Here is a 21,848-nt window from a genome sequence, read left to right as displayed (position 1 = left end):
CAAGAAAATGCCCGTAGAAATGGCCAATTAAGCGAGCCAATTACATAAAGAGTGCTGATGAAAATTGAAGACCTGACTGCTTTTGTGGCAGTGATACGCCTGCAATCCACCCGCCTCGCTGCCGATGAACTGGGGCTGACGCAACCGGCCATTACCCGCCGGGTACAGAATTTCGAAGAATCGCTGGGCATTGCGCTTCTCAACCGCCAGACCAAACCGCTGAAACCTACGCTGATGGGCAACCGTGTTTATCAGCAATGCCGTCATATTTTGCGCGAAGTGGATGCCCTGACCGATCTGGTTGCCGCCGACAGCCCGCCGTCCGGCCTGCTGCGTCTTGCGGTACCACAAAGCCTGAGCGAAAGCAGTCTGCTGCCGGCACTGAAAAAACTCTCATCGCAGTTCCCGGAGATCCAGCCACGTTTGTCGAGCGGCTGGGGCGAGGAGCTGTTATTGCGCGTGCAGAGCCAGGAGCTTGAAGCCGCCGTCGTGCTGTTTCCGCTCAGCAAACAGTTTCCGGAAGGTGTGGAAAATCAACCGCTGGGCGCGGTGGATCTGGTGGTTGTCGGACCGAAGGATCAGCAGGCTTTGCCGCAGAGACTGGAGGATTGCTATCAGCGCGGATGGATCCTGAATCCGCAGGGGTGTGGTTTTCGTGCCGCGTTACAACGTGCGCTGACCGAGCAAGGGTTGCCGCTGCTGATTAATCTCGAAGCGTTTGGAACGACGTTGCAGTTATCGCTGATCGCTGAAGGTCGCGGACTGGGACTGATGCCCCGCGCTCTGGTTGAACACCACGCGCTGCGCGATCAGCTGGAATTGTATGCCCTGAAAGATTTCGCCCCTCGCAGTCAGCTGTGGCTTATCTATCCGAATGTCCCGGCCAGTCAGATCCCTGCAATCGATGCGTTTGCGGCAGCGATTGCAGAAGGATTAGATTTGGCAGACGTGCATAAACCTTCAACCTGCTAAGCGGATTCCCTTTCCACCAGCGCCGGAGGCACAATGATGTTTTGTGCTTCAAGATTTTGTCCGCCGATCCGCAGCAGCAGACGCCTTGCCGTGGCATGACCAATTTCACGGGCTGAGTTGGCAATCGACGTCAGCGGCGGTTCGGTCAGTTCAGATTCAGGCGCGTCTTCCATGCCGATCAGGGCGATTTTCTGCTGATAAAAACTGTCTACCGCCCCGCCGCCGACTTCAGCGCCGGTGCGTAACACACCAAAGTAAGCGCCCAGAGCGACAGACGATTTATGGCAAACAATCGCGCTGATTTTCGGGTAGTGAGAGAGCAAGGTTTCTGCTGCATCGGCCGCACATTTTTGCTGATAATCGCACTCGATAATCCATTCACTGCGAAACGGCAGGCCGTACTGTAATAACGTGGCGCAGAAACCACCGAGACGTTCCGCGCGGGTTAACGAATGGCTTTCGCCGCCAAGATAAGCAATTTGTTTGTGACCATGCTTGATCAGATATTCCGTGGCCATTTTTGCGGCCAGCATATTATCGGGGCGCACCACATCGATACCTTCAATACCGCCTGAACGCGCGGCACACACCAGCGGCACGCCCTGCTCTTCGGCTCTTTCTTTCAGACCTGCGACTGAATTCACCCCGCCGGCGATCACAATGCCGTCCACGCCATGCGTGAGTAGGGTTACAAAACAGCGCATCAGCCCTTTGCCGGTTGAACCACTTTGCAGCAGAAATAACACTTTCCCCTGCGCTTCAAACATTTCGCTCAGACCCGCGGTCATTTCGGCATAAAACGGCTCACAGATATCGCGCACAATCAGCCCGACAACCCCGGATTCACCGCCCCGCAGCGTACTGGCCTGACGGTTACGCACGAAACCGAGTTCATCCACGGCGCGGTTCACCCGCTCTGCTGTGGTCTGAGAGATCCGCCCTTTGCCGCTGAGCACCAGAGAAACGGTGGTGACCGAAACACCAGCATGCTGCGCCACATCGATAATGGTTATTTTTTTATGATTCATCAGACATTGTCGTTCATATCAAACTCCATGAAACGGGATCCTTTCCCGTCCGCTGCATCCCCCCGGAATTCTACCGCAGGAAAAATTAGCGTGGTCAGACAGTTATACCTAATTCGATGTAATGAGTAAAACGTTTAACCTCCACTTTACCACTGCAGTGCGGGCATGATCGAATAGTGTGAAGTACAACACGTATTAATTAGGTAAAACGTTTTATCTTAGCCGCCATCAAAACACAGCTTAATAAAACAACTCAGGGAGCGGGTATGCCTGCCAGTAAAAAACAAAAAGTCACACTTTGGGAATTCTTCCAAAGCTTAGGGAAAACCTTCATGTTGCCGGTCGCCTTGCTGTCCTTCTGCGGCATCATGCTGGGTATCGGCAGTTCGTTAAGCAGCCACGACGTGGTGACGTTATTGCCTGCTTTAGGTAATCCGGTTCTGCAGCTGATTTTCGTCTGGATGAGCAAGGTCGGTTCGTTCGCGTTCAGCTTCCTGCCGGTGATGTTTGCTATCGCTATCCCGCTGGGCATGGCGCGTGAAAACAAAGGTGTCGCCGCGTTCTCCGGCTTTGTCGGTTTCGCAGTGCTGAACCTGGCCATCAACTTCTTCCTGACCGCTAACGGCACGTTGCCGACAGCGGATCCGGCGGTTCTGAAAGCCAACAACATTCAGATGATCCTCGGGATCCAGTCTATCGACACCGGTATTCTGGGCGCGGTCATCGTCGGTATCATCGTTTACATCCTGCATGAACGTTACAACACCATCCGTCTGCCGGATGCACTGGCGTTCTTCGGCGGTACCCGTTTCGTCCCTATCGTGACGACCGTGGTGCTGGGTCTGGTTGGTTTGATTATCCCGCTGATCTGGCCTTTCTTTGCCGCAGGGATCAACGGTCTTGGCCGTCTGATCCAGGGCGCGGGCGTGTTTGGTCCGATGATCTTCGGTTCCGGCGAACGTCTGCTGTTACCTTTCGGTCTGCATCACATTCTGGTTGCGCTGATCCGCTTCACTGAAGCAGGCGGCACGCTGGATGTCTGCGGTCGCGAAGTGAGCGGCGCACTGACTATCTTCCAGGCGCAGCTTTCCTGCCCGACCACTCACGGTTTCTCTGAAAGCGCGACGCAGTTCCTGTCTCAGGGTAAAATGCCAGCCTTCCTCGGCGGCTTACCGGGTGCGGCACTGGCGATGTACCACTGTGCGAAACCAGAAAACCGTCATAAAATTAAAGGCCTGCTGATTTCCGGCGTTGTGGCTTGTGTGGTTGGCGGTACGACTGAACCGATCGAATTCCTGTTCCTGTTCGTGGCACCGGTTCTGTATGTTATCCACGCACTGCTGACCGGTCTGGGCTTCACGATCATGTCGGTTCTGGGTGTAACCATCGGTAATACTGATGGCAACATCATTGATTTCGTGGTCTTCGGTATCCTGCACGGTACAGCGACCAAATGGTATCTGGTGCCGCTGGTGGCCGCTATCTGGTTCGCGGCTTACTACGCAATCTTCCGTTTCTCCATCACGCGCTTTAACATTAAAACGCCGGGTCGTGAATCTGAGAATATGCCAGCCGCAGCAGCCGTACCGTCTTCCAGCAAATCTGGCTACAACGTGCCGGTTATTCTGAGCGCACTGGGCGGTGCCGGTAATATCGTTTCACTGGATAATTGCATCACCCGTTTGCGTCTTTCGGTTGCGGATATGTCACTGGTTGACGATGCTACGCTGAAAGCTAACCGTGCAATTGGTGTCGTGCATCTTAACGAGCACAACCTGCAAGTGGTTATCGGCCCGCAGGTGCAGTCGGTGAAAGATGAGCTGGATTACCTGATCCGCACCGCGGCCAGTCACAGCGCACCGGAACCGGTCACCGCGTAAGATTCTGATTAACAGGGCGACTTATGTCGCCCTTTTCTGCTTTATTCAGGGAGTGAAACGAATGTCCTCAGCTTCTTTTGATTTCGATACCGTGACCGATCGTCATGGCACCTGGTGTACCCAGTGGGATTATGTCGCCGACCGTTTTGGTAGCGCCGACCTGTTGCCCTTTACCATCTCAGACATGGATTTCCCCGCCGCGCCGTGCATTCTCGACGCGCTGCAAAAACGCATGCAACACGGCGTTCTCGGTTACAGCCGCTGGCATCATGACGATTTTCTTGGCGCGGTGGCGCACTGGTATCAGCAGCGTTTTAACAGCCAGATTGACACTGACATGGTGGTGTATGGCCCGTCAGTGATTTATATGGTTGCGCAACTTATCCGCCAGTGGAGCCAGCCGGGTGACGGCGTGGTGACATTTACGCCCGCCTACGACGCCTTCTTCAAAGTAGTGGATGGCAATCAGCGCCAGATGCTGGCCTGTCCGCTGATCAAAAACGGTAACGACTGGTCGCTGAATGCTGAACATCTGGAAAACCTGCTGGCGCAACCGGCCTGCTCCTTGCTGTTGCTGTGCAGCCCGCACAATCCGACCGGTAAAGTCTGGACGCGCGAAGAACTGACGCTGATCGCTAATCTGTGTGAACGTCACAACGTGCGGGTGATCAGTGATGAAATCCACATGGATATGGTCTGGGGCGACAATCAGCATACGCCGTGGAATGAAGTGGCGTGCGGAGAATGGGCATTACTGACGTCAGGCTCGAAAAGCTTCAACATCCCTGCGCTGACCGGCGCTTACGGGCTGATCAGCCACAAGACGCAGCGCGAAACTTACCTGCATCAGCTGAAAGCCTGCGACGGGTTATCGTCTCCGGCGGTGCTGGCAGTTCACGCCCACGTGGCAGCGTATCATCACGGTGAACCCTGGCTGGATGCGTTGCGTGAATACCTGCAAGCCAACCTGCGTTACGTCGCCGACCAGCTGAATGCCGCATTCCCGCAACTGAACTGGCAACCGCCGCAGTCCACCTATCTGGCGTGGATTGATTTGCGTCCGCTGGGACTTGACGATAAACAGTTGCAAAATGAGCTGATCGAACATCAAAAAGTCGCGATCATGCCGGGTTATACCTACGGCGAAGAAGGCAACGGCTTCCTGCGCCTGAACGTCGGCTGCCCGCGTTCGAAGGTAGAGGCCGGTGTGCAGGCTTTGATCCGCGCGATAAAAAACTTGCAGCAATAACCGTGCAGCTCCCTCCCCTGCGAAGGGGAGGAGCTTAGTTGCGCAACAACATTTCATTCAGGGTGATTCTACAGTTATAATGCCCCGCACATTTCAATAATAATGAGTGCACACCATGATCGACACACGCCTTCCCCTGACCGATATTCACCGCCACCTTGATGGCAACATCCGCGCTCAAACCATTCTCGATTTAGGACGTCAGTTTAATCTGACCTTGCCTGCCAATGAACTCGAAGCCCTGCGCCCGCACGTGCAGGTGATGCATACCGAACCGGATCTGGTGAGTTTTCTGCAAAAACTCGACTGGGGCGTCAAAGTGCTGGGCGATCTGGATGCCTGCCGTCGCATTGCTAAAGAGAACGTTGAAGATGCCGCGCGTGCCGGTCTGCATTACACCGAACTGCGTTTCTCCCCTTACTACATGGCGATGAACCACAAACTGCCGGTGGCGGGCGTGGTGGAAGCGGTGATTGAAGGGATCCGCGAAGGTCAGCAACATCATGATATCGATGTGCGTCTGATCGGCATTCTTAGCCGTACTTTTGGTGAAGACGCCTGTCTGCAGGAGCTGGAAGGCCTGCTGGCGCACCGCGATGGCATTACCGCACTGGATCTGGCCGGTGATGAACTGGGCTTCCCGGGCAGCTTGTTCCTCAGCCACTTTAACCGCGCACGTGACGCGGGCTGGCGCATTACCGTTCATGCCGGTGAAGCGGCAGGTCCGGAAAGCATCTGGCAGGCTATCCGTGAACTGGGTGCAGAACGTATCGGCCACGGCGTGAAAGCGGCGCAAGACCCTGAACTGATGGACTTCCTGGCGAAGCACCAGATTGGTATCGAATCCTGTCTGACTTCAAACATTCAGACCAGCACCGTCGGGTCTTTCGAAAACCACCCGCTGGCAGTATTCCTGCGCCATGGCGTGCTGGCGTCTATCAATACCGATGACCCGGCTGTTCAGGGTATCGAGATTGCCAACGAATATAACGTTGCCGCGCCAGCTGCTGGTCTGACTCAGGAAGAAATCCGTCAGGCGCAAAAGAATGGCCTGACTATGGCGTTCCTGACTGAAACTGAGAAGCAGGCTATTCGCGATAAAGTGTCCGCGTAACTGTTTTTTAAGCAACAAAAAAGGGCGGGATACTATTCCCGCCCTTTTCTTTTTTATTCAGCGGGTTAAACCGGCTTAACTTCTTCTTTCTTCACTACCGCTTCAGCTTCTTCACGCGCCACACGTTTGGCATAACGCGAAGCCAGCACCGCGCAGACCATCAGCTGGATCTGATGGAAAATCATCAGTGGCAACACCATCGCGCCCACAGCCGCCGCCGGGAACAGCACATTCGCCATCGGAATACCGTTCGCCAGACTTTTCTTCGAACCGCAGAACACAATGGTGATTTCATCTTTGGTATTGAAACCAAACAGACGCGCCACGTAAGTGTTGATGATCAGCACAATCGTCAGCAGCACAATCGAACAACCGAGGATCGCCAGCAGTGACCATCCGTCGATCTGGTGCCATATCCCTTCAACCACGGCAGCGCTAAATGCCACATAAACCACCAACAGTATCGAAGAACGGTCAGTAACATTGACGATTTTTTTATGACGTTGCACCCACGCACCAATCAGCGGACGGCACAGATGTCCGATAATAAACGGCACCATCAGCTGTAAAACGATAGATCCGATGGCGTGCAAGGTGTCACTGGTGCCGCCCTGCGTGTGCATCAGCAAGCCAACCAGCACCGGCGAGAGGAATACGCCGAGAATACTGGATGCCGACGCGCTGCAAATCGCCGCCGGAATATTACCGCCCGCCACTGAGGTATAAGCAATCGCCGACTGCACGGTCGCTGGCAGTGCGCAAAGATACAGGAAACCGTAATACAACGTCGGCGTCAAAATACCCACCGGCACCAGCCATTTCATGCCCAGACCGAGCAACGGGAACAGCGCGAAGGTGCTGAGGAACACCACCAGATGCAAGCGCCAGTGGCTGATCCCCGCCATAATGGCTTCACGGGAAAGCTTCGCCCCATGCATAAAGAACAGCAGCGCGATAGCGGCCGTGGTCAGGTAGCCGAAGAAGGTTTTATAAATCCCTTCACACGGGAAAAATGAAGCGACGACGACGACACAGACCAGGATCAGCAAAAATTTGTCGATTTTCAGACGTTGTAACCAGGACATGAACCTTCCTTGCAAAGTGAATAACAAATAAAAAATAAAAGTGCCACGAAAGTGACACTTCATAAACGCAGACGACTTATTAGTTCTTAATGACTTTCAGCGTCGCCTGTTGTTCTGAGGACTGGATCCCCAGTTCGATCATTTCCATGACGCGGATAGCATCTGCGGCAGGAACCGGGTTATCGCCCTGTCCGTTAATCGCATCGCGCACACCGGCATAATAGGCCGGATAATTGCCCGGAATGGTCAGCAGTGATTTCTCAGCCAACACGCCATCGTGACTCAGCGTAATCACGCCATCTCGTTTGTCGAATCCCCAGTCAGCTTTTGGTAAACGTTCACCGGCTTTCAGCCGGTCCTCCTGCGGATCCAGACCAAATTTCACGTAGCTGCCCTTTTCGCCCTGCACGATGAACCGCGCTGTTTCCGCCACGGCATACACGGTGCTGTGCAGCACGACGCGACGGCGCGGATAAGTCAGCACGGCGTTAAAATAATCCACCGCTTTGCCGCCGGGACGTAACACAGCCAGATCAGCCTGCAAGGTTTCCGGCACACCGAACAGTTGCAGCGCCTGATCCAGCAGATGCGAACCCAAATCAAACCAGATGCCGCTGCCCGGCGCATCGCTTTCACGCCAGCGTTGCTGCACCTGTGGTTTATAGCGGTCGTAATGGGATTCGAAATACACAACCTCGCCGAGCGCGCCTTCTTCAATTAGCGTTTTAACCGTGAGGAAATCGGAATCCCAGCGACGGTTATGGAACACCGACAGTACCTTGCCTTTTTCACGTGCCAGCGCATCCAGCTCGCGGGCTTCTGCCAGCGTGACGGTAAAAGGCTTATCCACGATCACATGTTTACCGGCTTCCAGCGCCAGCTTAGCCAGAGGGAAATGCGTGGTATTAGGCGTCGGGATCACCACCAGATCGATAGAAGCATCAGCAAACAGCTTTTCCGGCGAATCAACTACCGCCACATTGGGCCAGTCGGCATGGACTTTACCGGCATCGCTGCTGGAAACCACGGCAAGTTCCAGACCGGGCGTGCCGTCGATCAGCGGGGAATGAAAAGTTTTACTGGCGAAGCCGTAGCCGATGAGGCCTACGCGGAGGGTCTGGGTCATATGATTTCCTTTATTTAACGGTCTTGCCCGTCAGGACGCTAATCATCTGATTTGACACCAGCTTACAAAGCTGGACAAGTGAAATTTTTCGTGGGCTTGCTGCCCAAACGGGCCTTTAGGTCAAGGTCAAGGTCGTGGGCTCGCCGCCCACACTGGCCTTAGGGTCAAGGTCGTGGGCTCGCCGCCCACACTGGCCCAAAGGGTTTTAAACGAAACCCTTTGGAATCCTGCGTTTTTTTAACTGCGCGCTCCGCTCGCTGGCTATGTTTCAGGTATCGCAGCGACAGGCTGGAAATCTTGCCGCTGCGCGGTTCCTTCTCTCGGTCTTCGAGCCATAGGTCTCGAAGCCGCTCCGTTCAGCAAGATTTCTGAATCGCCCGCACGATCTTAAATTCAAAAGCAGAGCTGTTTCAGCTTTTAAAAATGTTGATTGGCGTGCTCAAAAATGGCACCGAATGAACGGTTCGAGACCTTAGGCTCGAAGCCTGAAATTCGGGAATCGCGCAGCGATGACATTTTGCGCCACGCACGATTGCGTCAGAACATGTCCGTCATACCCGCGACAGCGCGCAGTGAAAAAAGCGCGGAGTCCAGAGGCCCGCGCGTTACCGGGTCTCTGGTCGGTGTGGGCCGACGCCCACGGTCTTGACCTTAAGGCCAGTTTGGGTGGCAACCCAAGGTCTTGGTGTTGCCCTTGAAATTTCAGATCATCGGCAGGTTCAAATGATTCCGTTCTGCACACGCCTGCGCCTGATCATACCCCGCATCCGCATGCCGCATCACTCCCGTCGCCGGGTCATTCCACAGCACGCGTTCAAGCCGCGCATCAGCTTCTTTAGTGCCGTCGGCCACGATCACCATACCGGCATGTTGCGAGAAGCCCATACCCACGCCGCCGCCGTGATGCAGACTCACCCACGTTGCGCCACCCGCGGTATTGAGCAAGGCGTTAAGCAGCGGCCAGTCGGAAACTGCATCCGAGCCGTCTTTCATGGCTTCGGTTTCACGGTTTGGCGAGGCTACAGAACCGGTGTCCAGATGGTCACGGCCAATCACCACCGGCGCTTTCAGTTCGCCGTTGCGTACCATTTCATTGAACGCCAGACCGGCGATGTGGCGCTCTCCCAGCCCCAGCCAGCAAATACGTGCTGGTAATCCCTGGAAGGCAATGCGCTCACGCGCCATATCCAGCCAGTTGATAAGATTGGCGTTATCCGGGAATAACTCTTTCAGTTTGGCGTCAGTTTTATAGATATCTTCCGGATCCCCGGAAAGTGCCACCCAGCGGAACGGGCCTTTACCTTCACAGAACAGCGGACGAATGTAAGCCGGTACAAAACCCGGGAAATCAAAGGCATTAGCAACGCCTTCATCTTTAGCGACCTGACGGATATTGTTGCCGTAATCCACGGTCGGAATCCCCATCGCATGGAAATCCAGCATCGCCTGAACGTGTTTAGCCATCGACGCGCGCGCGGCTTTTACCACAGATTGCGGGTCTGACTGACGTGACTCCTGCCATTTCTCCAGGCTCCAGCCTTCCGGCAGATAGCCGTTCAGCGGGTCATGGGCAGAAGTCTGGTCAGTGACGATATCCGGACGCAGACCGCCTTCTTTGGCGCGTGCCACCAGCTCTGGCATGATTTCAGCAGCATTACCCAGCAGGCCAACAGAAATGGCCTTCTTCTCAGCGCAGGCTTTTTCAATCATCGCAAGCGCTTCATCAATGCTGTGCGCTTTGTAATCGAGATAACGGGTGCGCAAACGGAAATCAATGCGCGATTCCTGACATTCAATCGCCAGCACGCAGGCACCGGCCAGCACGCCCGCCAGTGGCTGAGCACCGCCCATGCCGCCCAGACCGGCAGTGAGGATCCATTTGCCGCGCAGGTCGCTGTTGTAATGCTGACGCCCTGCTTCCGCAAAGGTTTCATATGTGCCCTGCACGATGCCCTGCGCACCGATGTAAATCCAGGAACCGGCGGTCATCTGGCCGTACATCATCAGACCGGCTTTATCCAGCTCGTGGAAGTGATCCCAGTTCGCCCAGTGCGGCACAATGTTGGAGTTGGCAATCAGCACACGAGGCGCGTCAGTGTGGGTGTGGAAAACCCCCACCGGTTTGCCGGACTGCACCAGCAGGGTTTCGTCTTCGCGTAGCTTGCGCAGACTCTCGAGAATGCCTTCAAACGCAGGCCAGTTACGCGCTGCTTTACCAATCCCGCCATACACCACCAGATCTTCCGGGCGCTCAGCGACATCCGGATCCAGGTTGTTCTGGATCATGCGGTACGCCGCTTCAATCAGCCAGTTCTGGCAGCTCAGTTCTGTGCCATGTGGCGCACGGACAACACGGGCAACCGCCGTTTTTTGTGGAGCGTTCATTGTCGTTTCCTCTAAAATTCAGATTCGGATTCAGAAATAGTTTCAGGCAAAGCTTGGCAGCAGCGCTTCAATCGCAGCCGGCCAGTGTTCACGGGAAGCCCACAGACGCATCATTTCCACGTCCGGCGCCATCAGGCGATCTTTCTCCAGGAACGCCACGTTTTCGCGGATGGCTTTCATCTCATTTTCCAGCGTGGCCGAACTTTGCAGCGGACGGTGGAAGTCGATCCCCTGAGCCGCCGCCATCGCTTCAATGCCCACCACGACGCTGGTGTTAAAGCACATGTCACCCAGACGGCGTGCGGCGTAGGTCGCCATAGAAACATGATCTTCCTGATTCGCCGATGTCGGCAGGCTGTCCACGCTGCCCGGATGTGCCAGTGATTTGTTTTCTGATGCCAGCGCAGCGGCCGTCACCTGCGCAATCATAAAGCCGGAGTTCACCCCGCCGTCATTGACCAGGAAAGGCGGCAGACCGGAAAGTCCCGTATCCAGCAGCAGTGCCATGCGGCGTTCGGAGATCGCACCGATTTCGGCAACAGCCAGTGCGATGATGTCAGCGGCGAACGCCACCGGCTCGGCGTGGAAGTTACCGCCGGAAATCACATCCCCGTTTTCGGAAAACACCAGCGGGTTATCGGACGCCGCATTGGCTTCGATACGCAGGATGCGTGCGGCATGGTGCAGGTTATCGAGGCAGGCGCCCATGACCTGCGGTACGCAGCGGATGGAATACGGATCCTGAACGCGACTACAATCCGCATGAGAAGTGACAATGTCACTGCCAGTCAGCAAAGTGGTCAGTGCAGCCGCCACGCTTACCTGTCCCAACTGACCGCGGGCTTCATGAATACGCGGGTCAAGCGGTCTGACCGAACCTTTGATGGCTTCCAGCGACAGCGCACCCGCCACCAGCCCTGCAGAGAAGACACGCTCGGCTTCGAACAAACCGGACAGGGCCAGCGAGGTAGAAACCTGCGTACCGTTGAGCAGCGCCAGCCCCTCTTTCGGACCCAGTTCGAAAGGCTTCAGACCGGCGGTGGCGAGCCCTTGCGTGGCTGACATTCTTTCACCTTTTGCTGTCACCTGACCTTCACCAATCAGCATCAGGGAAAGATGCGCCAGCGGCGCTAAGTCACCGGAAGCCCCGACGGAACCCTTCTCAGGAATGCACGGATAAACGCCAGCGTTAAACAGCGTAATCAGCGCATCAATCACTTCGATGCGGATACCGGAATGCCCGCGTGACAGGCTCAGCACTTTGGTCGCCATCACCAGACGCACCACATTGTCAGCCAGATCCTTGCCGATACCCACACTGTGAGACAGCACCAGATTGCGTTGCAGTTCCGCCAGACGCTCTGCCGGAATACGCGTTTGCGCCAGCTTGCCGAAACCGGTGTTAATGCCGTACACCACTTTGCCAGATTCCACGATGCGGGTGACCGTCTCCTGCGATGCCAGCACGCCTGCACGCGCCTCCTCAGCCAGCTCAAGGCGAACATTGCCCTGATAAATCCTGCGCAACATCGGCAAGTCAACGTGACCCGGTTGCAGGCGGCAAAGGGTGAATTCAGTGGATGAAGAAGCCATAATCTATTCCTGTATAGACAAGTAAAGCGGGAAGTAAACCCGGCTAAGAACGCTGTCTGCCGGGTGTTTATGTATTCATGACAATGCTAAAAACTAAGGTACAGAAACGTGTTCCGGTGCAATCATCGATGCCCACAACAACAGGCACCCGTCCACTTGTTCAACGGGTTTCAGAGTCAGTGACTCCCTGCGATGTTCTGCCGGTTCAGACCAGTAATAACCCTCACCCGCCCGGATCAGCGTGCCATCCTGACGTTGCCATATCCCGCTGATGACATAAATTACCCCGCCTTTTTCAAGGCTGAGGTACAGGCTTTCCCTGACAGGCACGACCCGCGCGGCGCAAACCGTACGGCGTGTCATCACGTTGAAATCAGTCGTCACACCACCCGCCAGACGGGCGCTGAGCGCGATATCCCCGCTAAATGAAAAGGGTTCGCCGGTAACAGTGAGAGCATGGTCGATGTCCGGCAATGCCTGTAAATACACGCCATCACCGCTGAGCAAAGTAATAGAGCGGTCAATACCCGGAAAGGCCGAAAACGGGCCGTCCTGTGCGATAGTGGCAATGCTTATACGCCAGTCAAAATCACTTCTACCCGGCGGATAGCTGATGATTTCGCGGGTCTCACCACCGCCGTTGCGCCACGCGCTGACCGGCAGACTGTCAAAGGTGAAATGCTGCCAGTCTGTCATACGGCATTCTCCGCCAGCTGATTCAGCAGGTGCAGAAAGTCCGCAGCCGCAGCCTGTTGTTGCTCGTGCTGCCCGTCAGTAATGCGCGCGATACCGCCGACATAGACATCGCGGATTTGCCCGGCATTACCGGCAAACAACCAGCGGTTAAGCAGTTCGCCGTCTTTTGCCGCAGCCAGATAAGGACTGTTGCCGTCGAGTACCAGCCAGTCAGCGCGATACCCCGCCGAAAGCTGTCCGATGGCTGCCCCGCAGGCCTGTGCACCGCCCTGCAATGCCTGGCTATACAACACGTCGCCCACTGAATTTTGTGCAGGAGTGGTCAGGCGGTTGCGGCGCTGGTCACGTAAACGCTGCCCGTATTCAAACCAGCGCAATTCTTCCACCACATTGAGTGATACATGGCTGTCAGAGCCAATACCCCAGCGGCCAGCGTGAGTCAGATAATCCACACCAGGGAAAATCCCGTCGCCAAGATTCGCTTCAGTGGTCGGACACAGCCCTGCCACCGCCCCACTTTTTGCCATGCTCGCCAGTTCAAAGCGGTCAGCGTGAGTGGCGTGGATCAGGCACCAGCGGGCATCAATATCGAGATTGTCATAAAGCCAGCTGATCGGGCGCTGACCGCTCCAGCCCAGACAATCATTCACCTCTTTTTGCTGCTCAGCGATGTGGATATGCACAGGCATATTTTTGTCACCGGCGTTCAGCACCTGTTGCATTTGCTCAAGCGTCACAGCGCGCAGGGAATGGAAACATAGCCCCTGATTTTGCAGCGGATTGCCGTTCAGCTGTTTGCGGATAATGTCCTGTTGCTTCAGATAACTGTCAGCATCCTGTATGAAACGTTTTTGCCCTGCCTGCGCGGGCTGAGCGCCAAATCCGGCATAACTGTAAAGCACCGGCAACATCGTCAGACCGATGCCCGCCTGTGTGGCGGCGTGGCTCAGATGCGCGGTCATTTCACTGCGATCGGCATAGGGCTGCCCGTTGATGTCGTTATGCAGGTAGTGGAATTCAGCCACCTGCGTATAGCCACCCTTGAGCATTTCGATGTACAGCTGGCGGGCGATCACACCGACCTGTTCGGGTGTAAGACGCTGCACCATGCGATACATAAGGTCACGCCAGGTCCAGAAACTGTCCTGCGGATCGCCGGCGACTTCTGCCAGCCCGGCCATCACCCGCTGAAACGCATGGGAATGCAGATTAGGTATTCCCGGCACAACCGGGCCGTTGAGGCGCTGGCAGCCCTGCGGATCACTGTCAGGCGTTACAGCAGAAAGGTATCCGGTAACATCTACGTCCAGACGCACATTGTGTGCCCAGCCCCGGGCAAGTAAGGCGCGAGAAGCAAAATAAGCAGGCATAACAGCATTCCTGGTCAGCAAGAAAAAACATAAGCGCAATTTTCATGAAACAATTGCGAAACTTTTAAGCGACTTGTCTATACATATACATATGCCTGATTGCGCTGTAAACTTGCAACTGTCCTTTTTTTATAAAATTAGTTTTCCGTCACGCCCATTTTGTTTAATTTCCTCTGGGGGAAACTAACGTGCAGACTGAAAAAACATTCACGACACGCCAGTACACTTGTTGGTTGAGATAAAAGTGGGCTGAGATAAATGTCGGGTGAGATAAAAATTGAGGGAGAGAAAAGTTGAGTGAGGTAAATGACATGCCGGAGACCACGCCACTGTCGCAGACGGGTACCGCGCAAGAGGAAGTGTCCCGGCAGACATTGTCCGAACTGGCGGGCGCCATGAGCGATACGCCCGCGCCGATTTATCAGCGGGTGAAACAGGCAATCATCAGTCAGATCCGTGCCGGTGTCTGGAAACCGCACCAGCGCGTGCCTTCGGAAAGCGAACTGGTGAACGAGCTTGGCGTCAGCCGCATGACCATCAACCGCGCCCTGCGGGAGCTGACCAGCGAAGGATTTTTGATCCGCATGCAGGGGGTCGGCACCTTTGTTGCTGAAGCCAAGGCTTATACCCCGATGCTGGAAGTGCATAACATTGCCGATGAAATCGCCCGGCGGGGGCATCGGCATGACAGCAGGATCCTGGTGTGTGAGGCCCGGCTGGCCGATGCCGATCAGGCGCTTCAGCTGGGGATCGCGACCGGTGCCCTGCTGTTTTATTCGCAAATTGTGCATTACGAAAACAATATACCCGTGCAAATCGAAGACCGGTTTGTGAATCCCGACACTGCGCCAGACTATTTGCAGCAGGTGCTGAACAAGCAGTCGCCTTATACCTATCTGATGGAAATCGCGCCGCTGACCGCAGGTGAACATCGCGTGGAAGCGATCAGCGCCAGCGATGAACAACGCGAATTGTTGCAACTGGGCGAACATGAGCCCTGCCTCCTGATCCACCGCCGTACCTGGAGCGGCAGCCGAGTGGTCACCTCAGCACGCCTGATTTATCCGGGTTCCCGCTATCAGTTATTCGGCCGTTTCTCCAGCCACGGCTGACCCCGGCACACCTTAATAGCGGCGTTGAACCGCCGCTATCTCTTCATACAAATCTTCATACAACTCTTCATTCAACTCTTCGCTCAAATTTTGGAGGACATCTCGTCATTAGAAAAAATTATTGCTGGCTGCCTTGCCGGTTTACGGGTTATGCGTTAGGTTGACTTTAGTTGTCTATACAAGATGAATTCAGCCTGGAGTCTTTGTCATGCCGGTAGCCCTCTCTCCACAATTTTCCTCCGCCCCCCCCTCTGACTGCGAAAGTGTATGGCGCGGTGCCACGCTGGTGACTATGCAGGACGGGCATTACAACCTGATCGAAAACGGCGTAATTGCGGTTACCGGCGGAAAAATCGTCTGGACCGGCAGCGACGACCATTGCCCCCATTTTCCCGCTGCAAAGGTGCATGAATTTGAGGGCGGCATCATCACGCCCGGCTTTGTCGATTGTCATACGCATCTGGTGTTCGGCGGAGACCGCAGCGCAGAGTTTGAACAGCGGCTGAACGGCGTAAGTTATGCCGACATCGCGGCAGCTGGCGGCGGGATTTTATCGACCGTCAACGCCACTCGTGAAGCCAGCGAAGATCAGCTGCTGGCGCAGGCGCTGTTTCGCTTACAGCCGCTGCTGGCAGAGGGCGTGACCTGCGTTGAGATTAAGTCGGGTTACGGACTGAGCGTAGAAAGTGAGCTCAAAATGTTGCGGGTGATCCGCAGATTAGGCGATATGTTGCCGGTCGAGGTGAAATCCACCTGTCTGGCAGCTCATGCCCTGCCGCCAGAATTCAAAGGGCGTGCCGATGACTACATTGAACTCATCTGCGATACGCTGTTGCCAGTCGTCGCCAGTGAAAATCTGGCCGATGCGGTGGATGCGTTTTGTGAGCATCTGGCCTTTTCTCCGGCACAGGTTGAGCGGGTATTTATCGCCGCGCAGGCTTTGGGTTTGCCGGTGAAATTACACGCCGAACAATTGTCTTCGCTGCACGGCAGCACAATGGCGGCACGGCACCATGCGTTATCCGCCGATCATCTGGAATACGCCACACCCGAAGATGCACAGGCAATGGCTGCCAGCGGCACCGTGGCTGTTTTACTGCCCGGTGCCTATTATTTACTGCGCGAGTCACAATGTCCGCCGGTGGATGAGTTTCGCAAATATCACGTGCCGATGGCACTGGCCAGTGATGCCAATCCGGGGACATCCCCTGCACTTTCTCTGCGTCTGATGCTAAACATGGGCTGTACGTTGTTCCGCCTGACGCCTGAAGAAGCGCTGGCCGGGATCACCAGCCACGGCGCACGAGCTCTGGGGTTACAGGATACGCATGGCACGCTGGAAGCCGGAAAAGTCGCTGATTTCATACACTGGCCGCTGTCGCGTCCTGCTGAGCTGGTTTACTGGCTGGGCGGGCAGCTGCCCTGCACCGTTGTCTTTCGTGGAGAAGTCCGGGGAGAGTTTCGTTCATGAGCCTGTCAACTGACACTGTTATCGCCGAACCTTACCAGTTTACGCAAGGTACCGCGCCCTTACTGATCAGCATTCCCCACGCCGGAACGCACCTGACGCCGGAGGTCGCCAGCGGTCTGAGTGATGCCGCGCTGCCGCTTTCAGATACCGACTGGCATATTCCGCAGTTGTACGACTTTGCGCGGGCGCTCGGTGCCAGCATTCTGGTCGGACAGTATTCTCGTTTTGTTATCGACCTGAACCGGCCTTCAGACGATAAACCGCTGTATACCACTGCCACGACGGGCTTATATCCCGATACGCTCTTTGATGGCCGCGCTACGTTCAAACCGGGTATGGTGCCAGCAGATGCCCGGCGCCAGCAATATCTTGAACAGATCTGGCAGCCGTATCACCAGAAAATCCAGTCAGAACTGGCGCGCATGAAGCAGGAATTCGGCTACGCACTGCTGTTTGACGCGCATTCCATTGCATCAGTCATCCCACGTCTTTTCGACGGTCAGCTTCCCGATTTAAATCTCGGCACCAACAGCGGCGCCAGCTGTTCACCGGCGCTGAGTGAAATCCTCGAACGCACCTGTAACCAGCAATCGCGGTTCAGTCATGTCCTGAATGGCCGGTTTAAAGGTGGCTATATCACCCGTGCCTACGGCCAGCCGGACCTGGATATTCACGCCGTTCAGCTGGAACTGGCGCAGGTGAATTACATGGAGGAGATCGAGCCATTCGCTTTTGCGCCTGATAAGGCAGCTGAATTACAGGTGTTGTTAAAGCGGTTGCTGGAGGGGATGGTGAGATGGGGGGAAGATGCTTATAAACAGGGCGCTGTTTAATCTCGCGTTTCGCTGACCACTAAGGGCAAGACCTTGGGTCGGCTCCCAAACTGGCATTAAGGTCAAGGTCGTGGGCTCGCCGCCCACACGGGCCCAAAGGGTTTTAAACGAAACCCTTTGGAATCCTGCGTTTTTTTAACTGCGCGCTCCGCTCGCTGGCTATGTTTCAGTTACCGCTGTGACAGGCTGGAAATCTTGCCGCTGCGCGGTGCCTTCACTCGGTCCTGGAGCCTTTGGTCTCCAGGCCGCTCCGTTCAGCAAGATTTCTGAATCGCCCGCACGATCTTAAAGTCAACGGCAGACTGTTATTCATCTTTTAGAAAAGTGGATTGGCGTGCTCAAAAATGGCACCGAATGAATGGTTCGAGACCAGAGGCTCGACACCTGAAATTCGGGAATCGCGCAGCGATGACATTTTGCGCCACTCACTGATGCACCAGAACATGTTCGTCGTTCCAGCGATAGCGCGCAGTTTAAGACGAGGGAGATCCAAGAGGGGCCCGTCATGGCCCCTTTTGGGCGGTTTCGGCGCAGCACGACAAGTGATCACCGCTGTTAAGAAACCGAAATCATCTCGATCCAGCCACCGCTGCAAACGTTCTGTAAGCGAGAAAAGCCTCGCGCCAGCGAAAAACCGCCCTAATGCCCGGTCTGGCATTACTTAAAGTCCGCATACGGCACTAACGGCTCCGGCGGCATATCCAGATCCCCCTGCCAGCCGCTCATCGAATATCTCGCGTACAGCAGGAAATGGCTTGGCGTGTAATCTTTTGCCTGCTGAATATCGATACCGCCGCCGACCGTCCAGTGGGAGCTGACACGGCGCTCAAGCAGTGCCTGCACGGTATATCCGAAGCCAGAACCGCTGCTGCCGGTTTCGATGGCGCTTTTATCCGGTAACGAATCCGGGATCAGATTTTGTATCGGGTAACGCTTTTGGTCACTGGTCGAAGAGCGCGACCAGGATACCGACCCGCCCAGCTGCCATGACCAGTTCTCAGTACGCTGGCGATAATTGACCGGCACGGAAACCGAGAAATATTGCTGCGGACTGTAATAGCCGCCCTGTCCCAGCGTATAACCGCTGAGATCTTTCTGGTAATGCCAGACCATTGAACTCAGCCCAACGGTCGCGCGGCGGTTATCCTCATTGATGACTTTGTAGTAATACCCGCCCATCAGACGCTCACGGGTGTTGTCTTCGACATTTTTACCGGTCAGCTGATGCGCACTCAGGTCAGCCCAGACGCCGTTTGCCAGCCCCTGATCGTAACTCAAACCAAGACTGCCACCGGTGGCGATAACGCCGCCCCAGGTGGTGCCTGTGCCCGGATCTTTTGCGCCGGCAAACGAGAGTAATGAGCTGGAGACCGGACGCCGCGAAACGGTGGTCGTCCAGCCAATCTGGTCCCAGTCTCCGCTGTAAGCCAGTCCGCCGACCCAGTTGACCACCGGGAAGCCGAGCGGCGTGGTGCCCAGATCCCCTTTCCATTTGTCATTTTCCCAGCCCGCGCCCAGGCTGAGACCATTGGCTGTCTGGCTGCGGTAGCGTCGGCAGTTCTGATCGCTACAGGTACCAAAGCTCGCCTCATAGTTGCCGTTTTCATTGTCGAACGTTCCGGCATTCATACGCACCCAGTCGGCACGCAGGAATCCGCGCCCCTGATAAACCGGCATATCGGCCTGGAACATGGTGGTGTTGGCAGTGAGATCGGATTTACCCGGCGTCCCGCTTGAGGTCCAGGAATCCGTATCCACGGTAAAATTCACGTCCTGCTGGCGGTACAAATCATGTGCGTCAGAACGGATGCCGCGTTTAAGCCAGTCATCCCCCGCATTGTTTCGCGTCAGCCGCGTATAACCGTCGTCGTCCTGCGGCAATTTATCGGTGATGCCGCTGGCGACCATCGCCTGTTCATAATCCTGTCGCGCCAGCTGCGGCTGACCGAGCTGTTGTTCAACATTGGCAGCGTTACGATAAATCAGCGCCTTATCCTGTCCTGCGGGTTGTGATGCGGCGGCAGCTTTCAGCGGTTGTAACAAGGATGCCGCTCTGCTGGTTTCACCGACATCCAGCCACGCCATTGCCACACGACGCTGCTGATTGAGGCTCAGCCCCTGAAGACTGGCCTGCTGTAATTCCTGTTTCGCCTGCGCGGTATTTCCCGCAGCCAGCGAGGCATCAATTGCAGTGAGCGTTTTGTCCAGCCGGATGCGCTGCGCCATTTCGCGCATATTCTCGTCCCATCTGGCTTCCGGCAAGGTGTGCAGATGACGCAATGCCGCATCATCGCGGTCTGAACCAGAGAGATACAGCGAATAGGCGTAAACTAGTTGCGGATCGGAAGGATGCTTCGCCGCAAACTGTGCGAAAACAGCATCGGCTTTGGCCGGTTCGCCTGCTTCCCTCAGCGTGCCGGCGTAGTGATATGTTGCCCAGACATCATCCGGATTGAATTTCAGCGCTTCGGCATAACGGTTCGCTGCCTGATTCCAGTTGCGTTCGGCGACGTATTTTTCTGCCTGTTCAGTGACAATGTCACTTTGCAAACCGCGCTGTTTGTCACTGAGTTTTGCCCGTGATGCCGCCGGTAATGAATTGATGTAATCGAGGGCTTTTTGCGGCGACTGTCGCTGATAAATATTTGCCAGTCCGCGCTGGGCGCTGCTGTTGTCACGCTCCAGCATCAGCGCACGGCGATAAGCCTGTTCGGCCTGTGGATCGTTTTTACGCGCCACCGCCACATCACCCAGCCCGACGGGTGCCCACGGGTCGCGCGGATCAAGGCGCTGCGCCTGCTGATAAGCCGTTTCGGCCTGTTCGAGCTGACCGGCTTTTAACGCCTTATCGCCCTGATCGATTTTCAGCCAGTAGCTGTTGGTCTGGATCAGGCTGTTCCATTTTCCGGCATTATAGCCATCAGTTTCTGCGGCTTTAGCCCGCTGGAACATCGTCAGTGCCTGCTGGCGGTTACCGGCGCGGGAATAGGCCAGCCCCATCGCGCCCAGCACTTCGGCATCATTTGGCGTGGCCTGTAAAGCCTGTTTCAGCGGTGCGATCGCGCCGGTTGAACCGCCTTTGTCGATTTGCGCCAGACCACGGATACGCGCCTGATAACGCGGATCGGCCAGTAACCCCTGCTGACGCTGGAGTTCCTGCTGCGCCGCAATCACCTGCGGACCGGTATCAAAGGTGGCAATAAACTGCTGCAGGGCGTCAACGCTGGCATTTCCTACCGGCTGGTCTTTAATGCGCGCCAGCCATAAATCGGCGGCGGGAGAACGCCCTTCGTTGGTGGCAGCAACCTGTTTGATCAGCCCCACTGCTCTGGCGTCATCACCCTGCTCAAAGGCCATCTGCGCCAGTTGCAGACGCAGCTGAACATCGCCCGGATACTGGTTATTCAGCGCCTGAAGCTGCGCCTGAGCGCGGGCTTTTTGCCCCGGGAGGCGGGCGATCAGTTGCCAGTATTCAACGGCCAGATCCAGCGTCGGCGGCTGGCCGCCAAAAAGTTCGTCGTACTGCGCTTTGGCTTCATCCAGTCGCCCTGCCGTCGCCAGCAGACGCGTCTGTTGCAATTTTTGCTGCATCTCTGGCGAGGCGATTTTCAGGCTGAGTTCTGCCTGCCGGTAATCGTCGGAGCCGGGCGCCACCTGTTTGATTTTTTCCAGTTGCTGCTGCGCTTTGGCCTGATCGCCTTCACGCAGAAGCAAACGCAAACGGGCTGAAAGCACCTTAGGATTTTGCGGTTCCATCAGTTCGAGGCGGAACAGCGACTGGCGCACTAAATCATCCTGATGGCTGGCTTCCCCGACCCGCACCTGCTCCAGCAGCCACTGCTCGGGAGAAACCACCGGCGCTGAAATCGCCGGCGCAGCCAGCAGAGCCAGCCCTAACGTCAGGGCCAGCCGGTTGAGAGGAAAACGCATTTTG

Annotated in this window: 15 protein-coding genes; 7 read left to right on the top strand and 8 right to left on the bottom strand. The window is 55.8% G+C overall.

What is annotated here, in order from left to right:
* Nucleotides 1–57: 57 nt before the first annotated feature.
* Complete coding sequence (locus tag EC840_RS04025) at nt 58–972, top strand: LysR family transcriptional regulator (protein WP_129638220.1); 915 nt, start codon at nt 58–60, stop codon at nt 970–972.
* On the opposite strand, the gene malI is transcribed toward EC840_RS04025, so the two are convergent.
* Nucleotides 969–2,000, bottom strand: coding sequence for a Mal regulon transcriptional regulator MalI (malI, locus tag EC840_RS04020; RefSeq protein WP_132964039.1), 1,032 nt, complete (start codon nt 1,998–2,000; stop codon nt 969–971). The genes EC840_RS04025 and malI overlap by 4 nt on opposite strands.
* Before the next feature lie 266 nt (nt 2,001–2,266).
* Here malI and malX point away from each other — a divergent pair, with 266 nt between their 5' ends.
* The 3 genes from malX to add all read left to right on the top strand — a co-directional run bounded on the left by malX (nt 2,267) and on the right by add (nt 6,243).
* Complete coding sequence (gene malX, locus EC840_RS04015; RefSeq protein ID WP_132964038.1) at nt 2,267–3,880, top strand: maltose/glucose-specific PTS transporter subunit IIBC; 1,614 nt, start codon at nt 2,267–2,269, stop codon at nt 3,878–3,880.
* Nucleotides 3,881–3,941: 61 nt separating this feature from the next.
* Nucleotides 3,942–5,129, top strand: coding sequence for a MalY/PatB family protein (locus EC840_RS04010; protein WP_132964037.1), 1,188 nt, complete (start codon nt 3,942–3,944; stop codon nt 5,127–5,129).
* 115 nt (nt 5,130–5,244) lie between these two features.
* On the top strand, nt 5,245–6,243 hold the full coding sequence (gene add / locus EC840_RS04005; protein ID WP_129638217.1) for an adenosine deaminase: 999 nt from the start codon (nt 5,245–5,247) through the stop codon (nt 6,241–6,243).
* A 65-nt stretch (nt 6,244–6,308) separates the two neighbouring features.
* Here the strand turns inward: add and EC840_RS04000 are convergent, their stop codons facing one another.
* The 6 genes from EC840_RS04000 to EC840_RS03975 all read right to left on the bottom strand — a co-directional run bounded on the left by EC840_RS04000 (nt 6,309) and on the right by EC840_RS03975 (nt 14,498).
* Entirely contained in the window at nt 6,309–7,328 is a 1,020-nt protein-coding gene (locus EC840_RS04000; protein WP_132964036.1) for a bile acid:sodium symporter family protein, read from the bottom strand.
* 79 nt (nt 7,329–7,407) lie between these two features.
* The gene (locus EC840_RS03995) at nt 7,408–8,454 is read right to left on the bottom strand and encodes an oxidoreductase (protein ID WP_132964035.1); all 1,047 of its coding nucleotides are present in this window, start codon (nt 8,452–8,454) and stop codon (nt 7,408–7,410) included.
* A 702-nt stretch (nt 8,455–9,156) separates the two neighbouring features.
* On the bottom strand, nt 9,157–10,839 hold the full coding sequence (gene hutU / locus EC840_RS03990) for a urocanate hydratase (protein ID WP_132964034.1): 1,683 nt from the start codon (nt 10,837–10,839) through the stop codon (nt 9,157–9,159).
* Nucleotides 10,840–10,881: 42 nt separating this feature from the next.
* Nucleotides 10,882–12,432, bottom strand: coding sequence for a histidine ammonia-lyase (gene hutH / locus EC840_RS03985; protein WP_132964033.1), 1,551 nt, complete (start codon nt 12,430–12,432; stop codon nt 10,882–10,884).
* Between the two features lie 93 nt (nt 12,433–12,525).
* On the bottom strand, nt 12,526–13,128 hold the full coding sequence (locus EC840_RS03980) for a HutD family protein (RefSeq protein WP_132964032.1): 603 nt from the start codon (nt 13,126–13,128) through the stop codon (nt 12,526–12,528).
* Nucleotides 13,125–14,498, bottom strand: coding sequence for a formimidoylglutamate deiminase (locus EC840_RS03975; RefSeq protein WP_132964031.1), 1,374 nt, complete (start codon nt 14,496–14,498; stop codon nt 13,125–13,127). The genes EC840_RS03980 and EC840_RS03975 overlap by 4 nt, the downstream gene beginning before the upstream one ends.
* A 311-nt stretch (nt 14,499–14,809) precedes the next feature.
* Between EC840_RS03975 and hutC the strand changes: the two genes are divergently transcribed.
* The 3 genes from hutC to hutG all read left to right on the top strand — a co-directional run bounded on the left by hutC (nt 14,810) and on the right by hutG (nt 17,914).
* A complete protein-coding gene (gene hutC, locus EC840_RS03970) occupies nt 14,810–15,610 on the top strand; it encodes a histidine utilization repressor (RefSeq protein ID WP_132964109.1) in 801 nt (266 codons plus the stop codon).
* A 208-nt stretch (nt 15,611–15,818) separates the two neighbouring features.
* Complete coding sequence (hutI, locus tag EC840_RS03965; protein WP_132964030.1) at nt 15,819–17,081, top strand: imidazolonepropionase; 1,263 nt, start codon at nt 15,819–15,821, stop codon at nt 17,079–17,081.
* Nucleotides 17,078–17,914, top strand: coding sequence for an N-formylglutamate deformylase (gene hutG / locus EC840_RS03960; protein ID WP_129638209.1), 837 nt, complete (start codon nt 17,078–17,080; stop codon nt 17,912–17,914). Before hutI ends, hutG begins: the two co-directional genes overlap by 4 nt.
* Nucleotides 17,915–18,571: 657 nt before the next feature.
* Here the strand turns inward: hutG and EC840_RS03955 are convergent.
* Nucleotides 18,572–21,844 (bottom strand): cellulose biosynthesis protein BcsC, encoded by a 3,273-nt coding sequence (locus EC840_RS03955; protein WP_132964108.1) that lies wholly within the window; start codon nt 21,842–21,844, stop codon nt 18,572–18,574.
* Nucleotides 21,845–21,848: the final 4 nt, after the last annotated feature.

The organism is Rahnella sp. JUb53 (genome assembly GCF_004346065.1).
GTDB classification, from domain to species: domain Bacteria; phylum Pseudomonadota; class Gammaproteobacteria; order Enterobacterales; family Enterobacteriaceae; genus Rahnella; species Rahnella variigena.
This window is presented reverse-complemented; position numbering and strand designations above follow the sequence as displayed.

Bases quoted from the DNA above. Each gene is read 5' to 3' on its own strand.
- EC840_RS04025 (WP_129638220.1), top strand. From the start codon at position 58: ATGAAAATTGAAGACCTGACTGCTTTTGTGGCAGTGATACGCCTGCAA.
- malI (WP_132964039.1), bottom strand. From the start codon at position 2,000: ATGAATCATAAAAAAATAACCATTATCGATGTGGCGCAGCATGCTGGT.
- malX (WP_132964038.1), top strand. From the start codon at position 2,267: ATGCCTGCCAGTAAAAAACAAAAAGTCACACTTTGGGAATTCTTCCAA.
- EC840_RS04010 (WP_132964037.1), top strand. From the start codon at position 3,942: ATGTCCTCAGCTTCTTTTGATTTCGATACCGTGACCGATCGTCATGGC.
- add (WP_129638217.1), top strand. From the start codon at position 5,245: ATGATCGACACACGCCTTCCCCTGACCGATATTCACCGCCACCTTGAT.
- EC840_RS04000 (WP_132964036.1), bottom strand. From the start codon at position 7,328: ATGTCCTGGTTACAACGTCTGAAAATCGACAAATTTTTGCTGATCCTG.
- EC840_RS03995 (WP_132964035.1), bottom strand. From the start codon at position 8,454: ATGACCCAGACCCTCCGCGTAGGCCTCATCGGCTACGGCTTCGCCAGT.
- hutU (WP_132964034.1), bottom strand. From the start codon at position 10,839: ATGAACGCTCCACAAAAAACGGCGGTTGCCCGTGTTGTCCGTGCGCCA.
- hutH (WP_132964033.1), bottom strand. From the start codon at position 12,432: ATGGCTTCTTCATCCACTGAATTCACCCTTTGCCGCCTGCAACCGGGT.
- EC840_RS03980 (WP_132964032.1), bottom strand. From the start codon at position 13,128: ATGACAGACTGGCAGCATTTCACCTTTGACAGTCTGCCGGTCAGCGCG.
- EC840_RS03975 (WP_132964031.1), bottom strand. From the start codon at position 14,498: ATGCCTGCTTATTTTGCTTCTCGCGCCTTACTTGCCCGGGGCTGGGCA.
- hutC (WP_132964109.1), top strand. From the start codon at position 14,810: ATGCCGGAGACCACGCCACTGTCGCAGACGGGTACCGCGCAAGAGGAA.
- hutI (WP_132964030.1), top strand. From the start codon at position 15,819: ATGCCGGTAGCCCTCTCTCCACAATTTTCCTCCGCCCCCCCCTCTGAC.
- hutG (WP_129638209.1), top strand. From the start codon at position 17,078: ATGAGCCTGTCAACTGACACTGTTATCGCCGAACCTTACCAGTTTACG.
- EC840_RS03955 (WP_132964108.1), bottom strand. From the start codon at position 21,844: ATGCGTTTTCCTCTCAACCGGCTGGCCCTGACGTTAGGGCTGGCTCTG.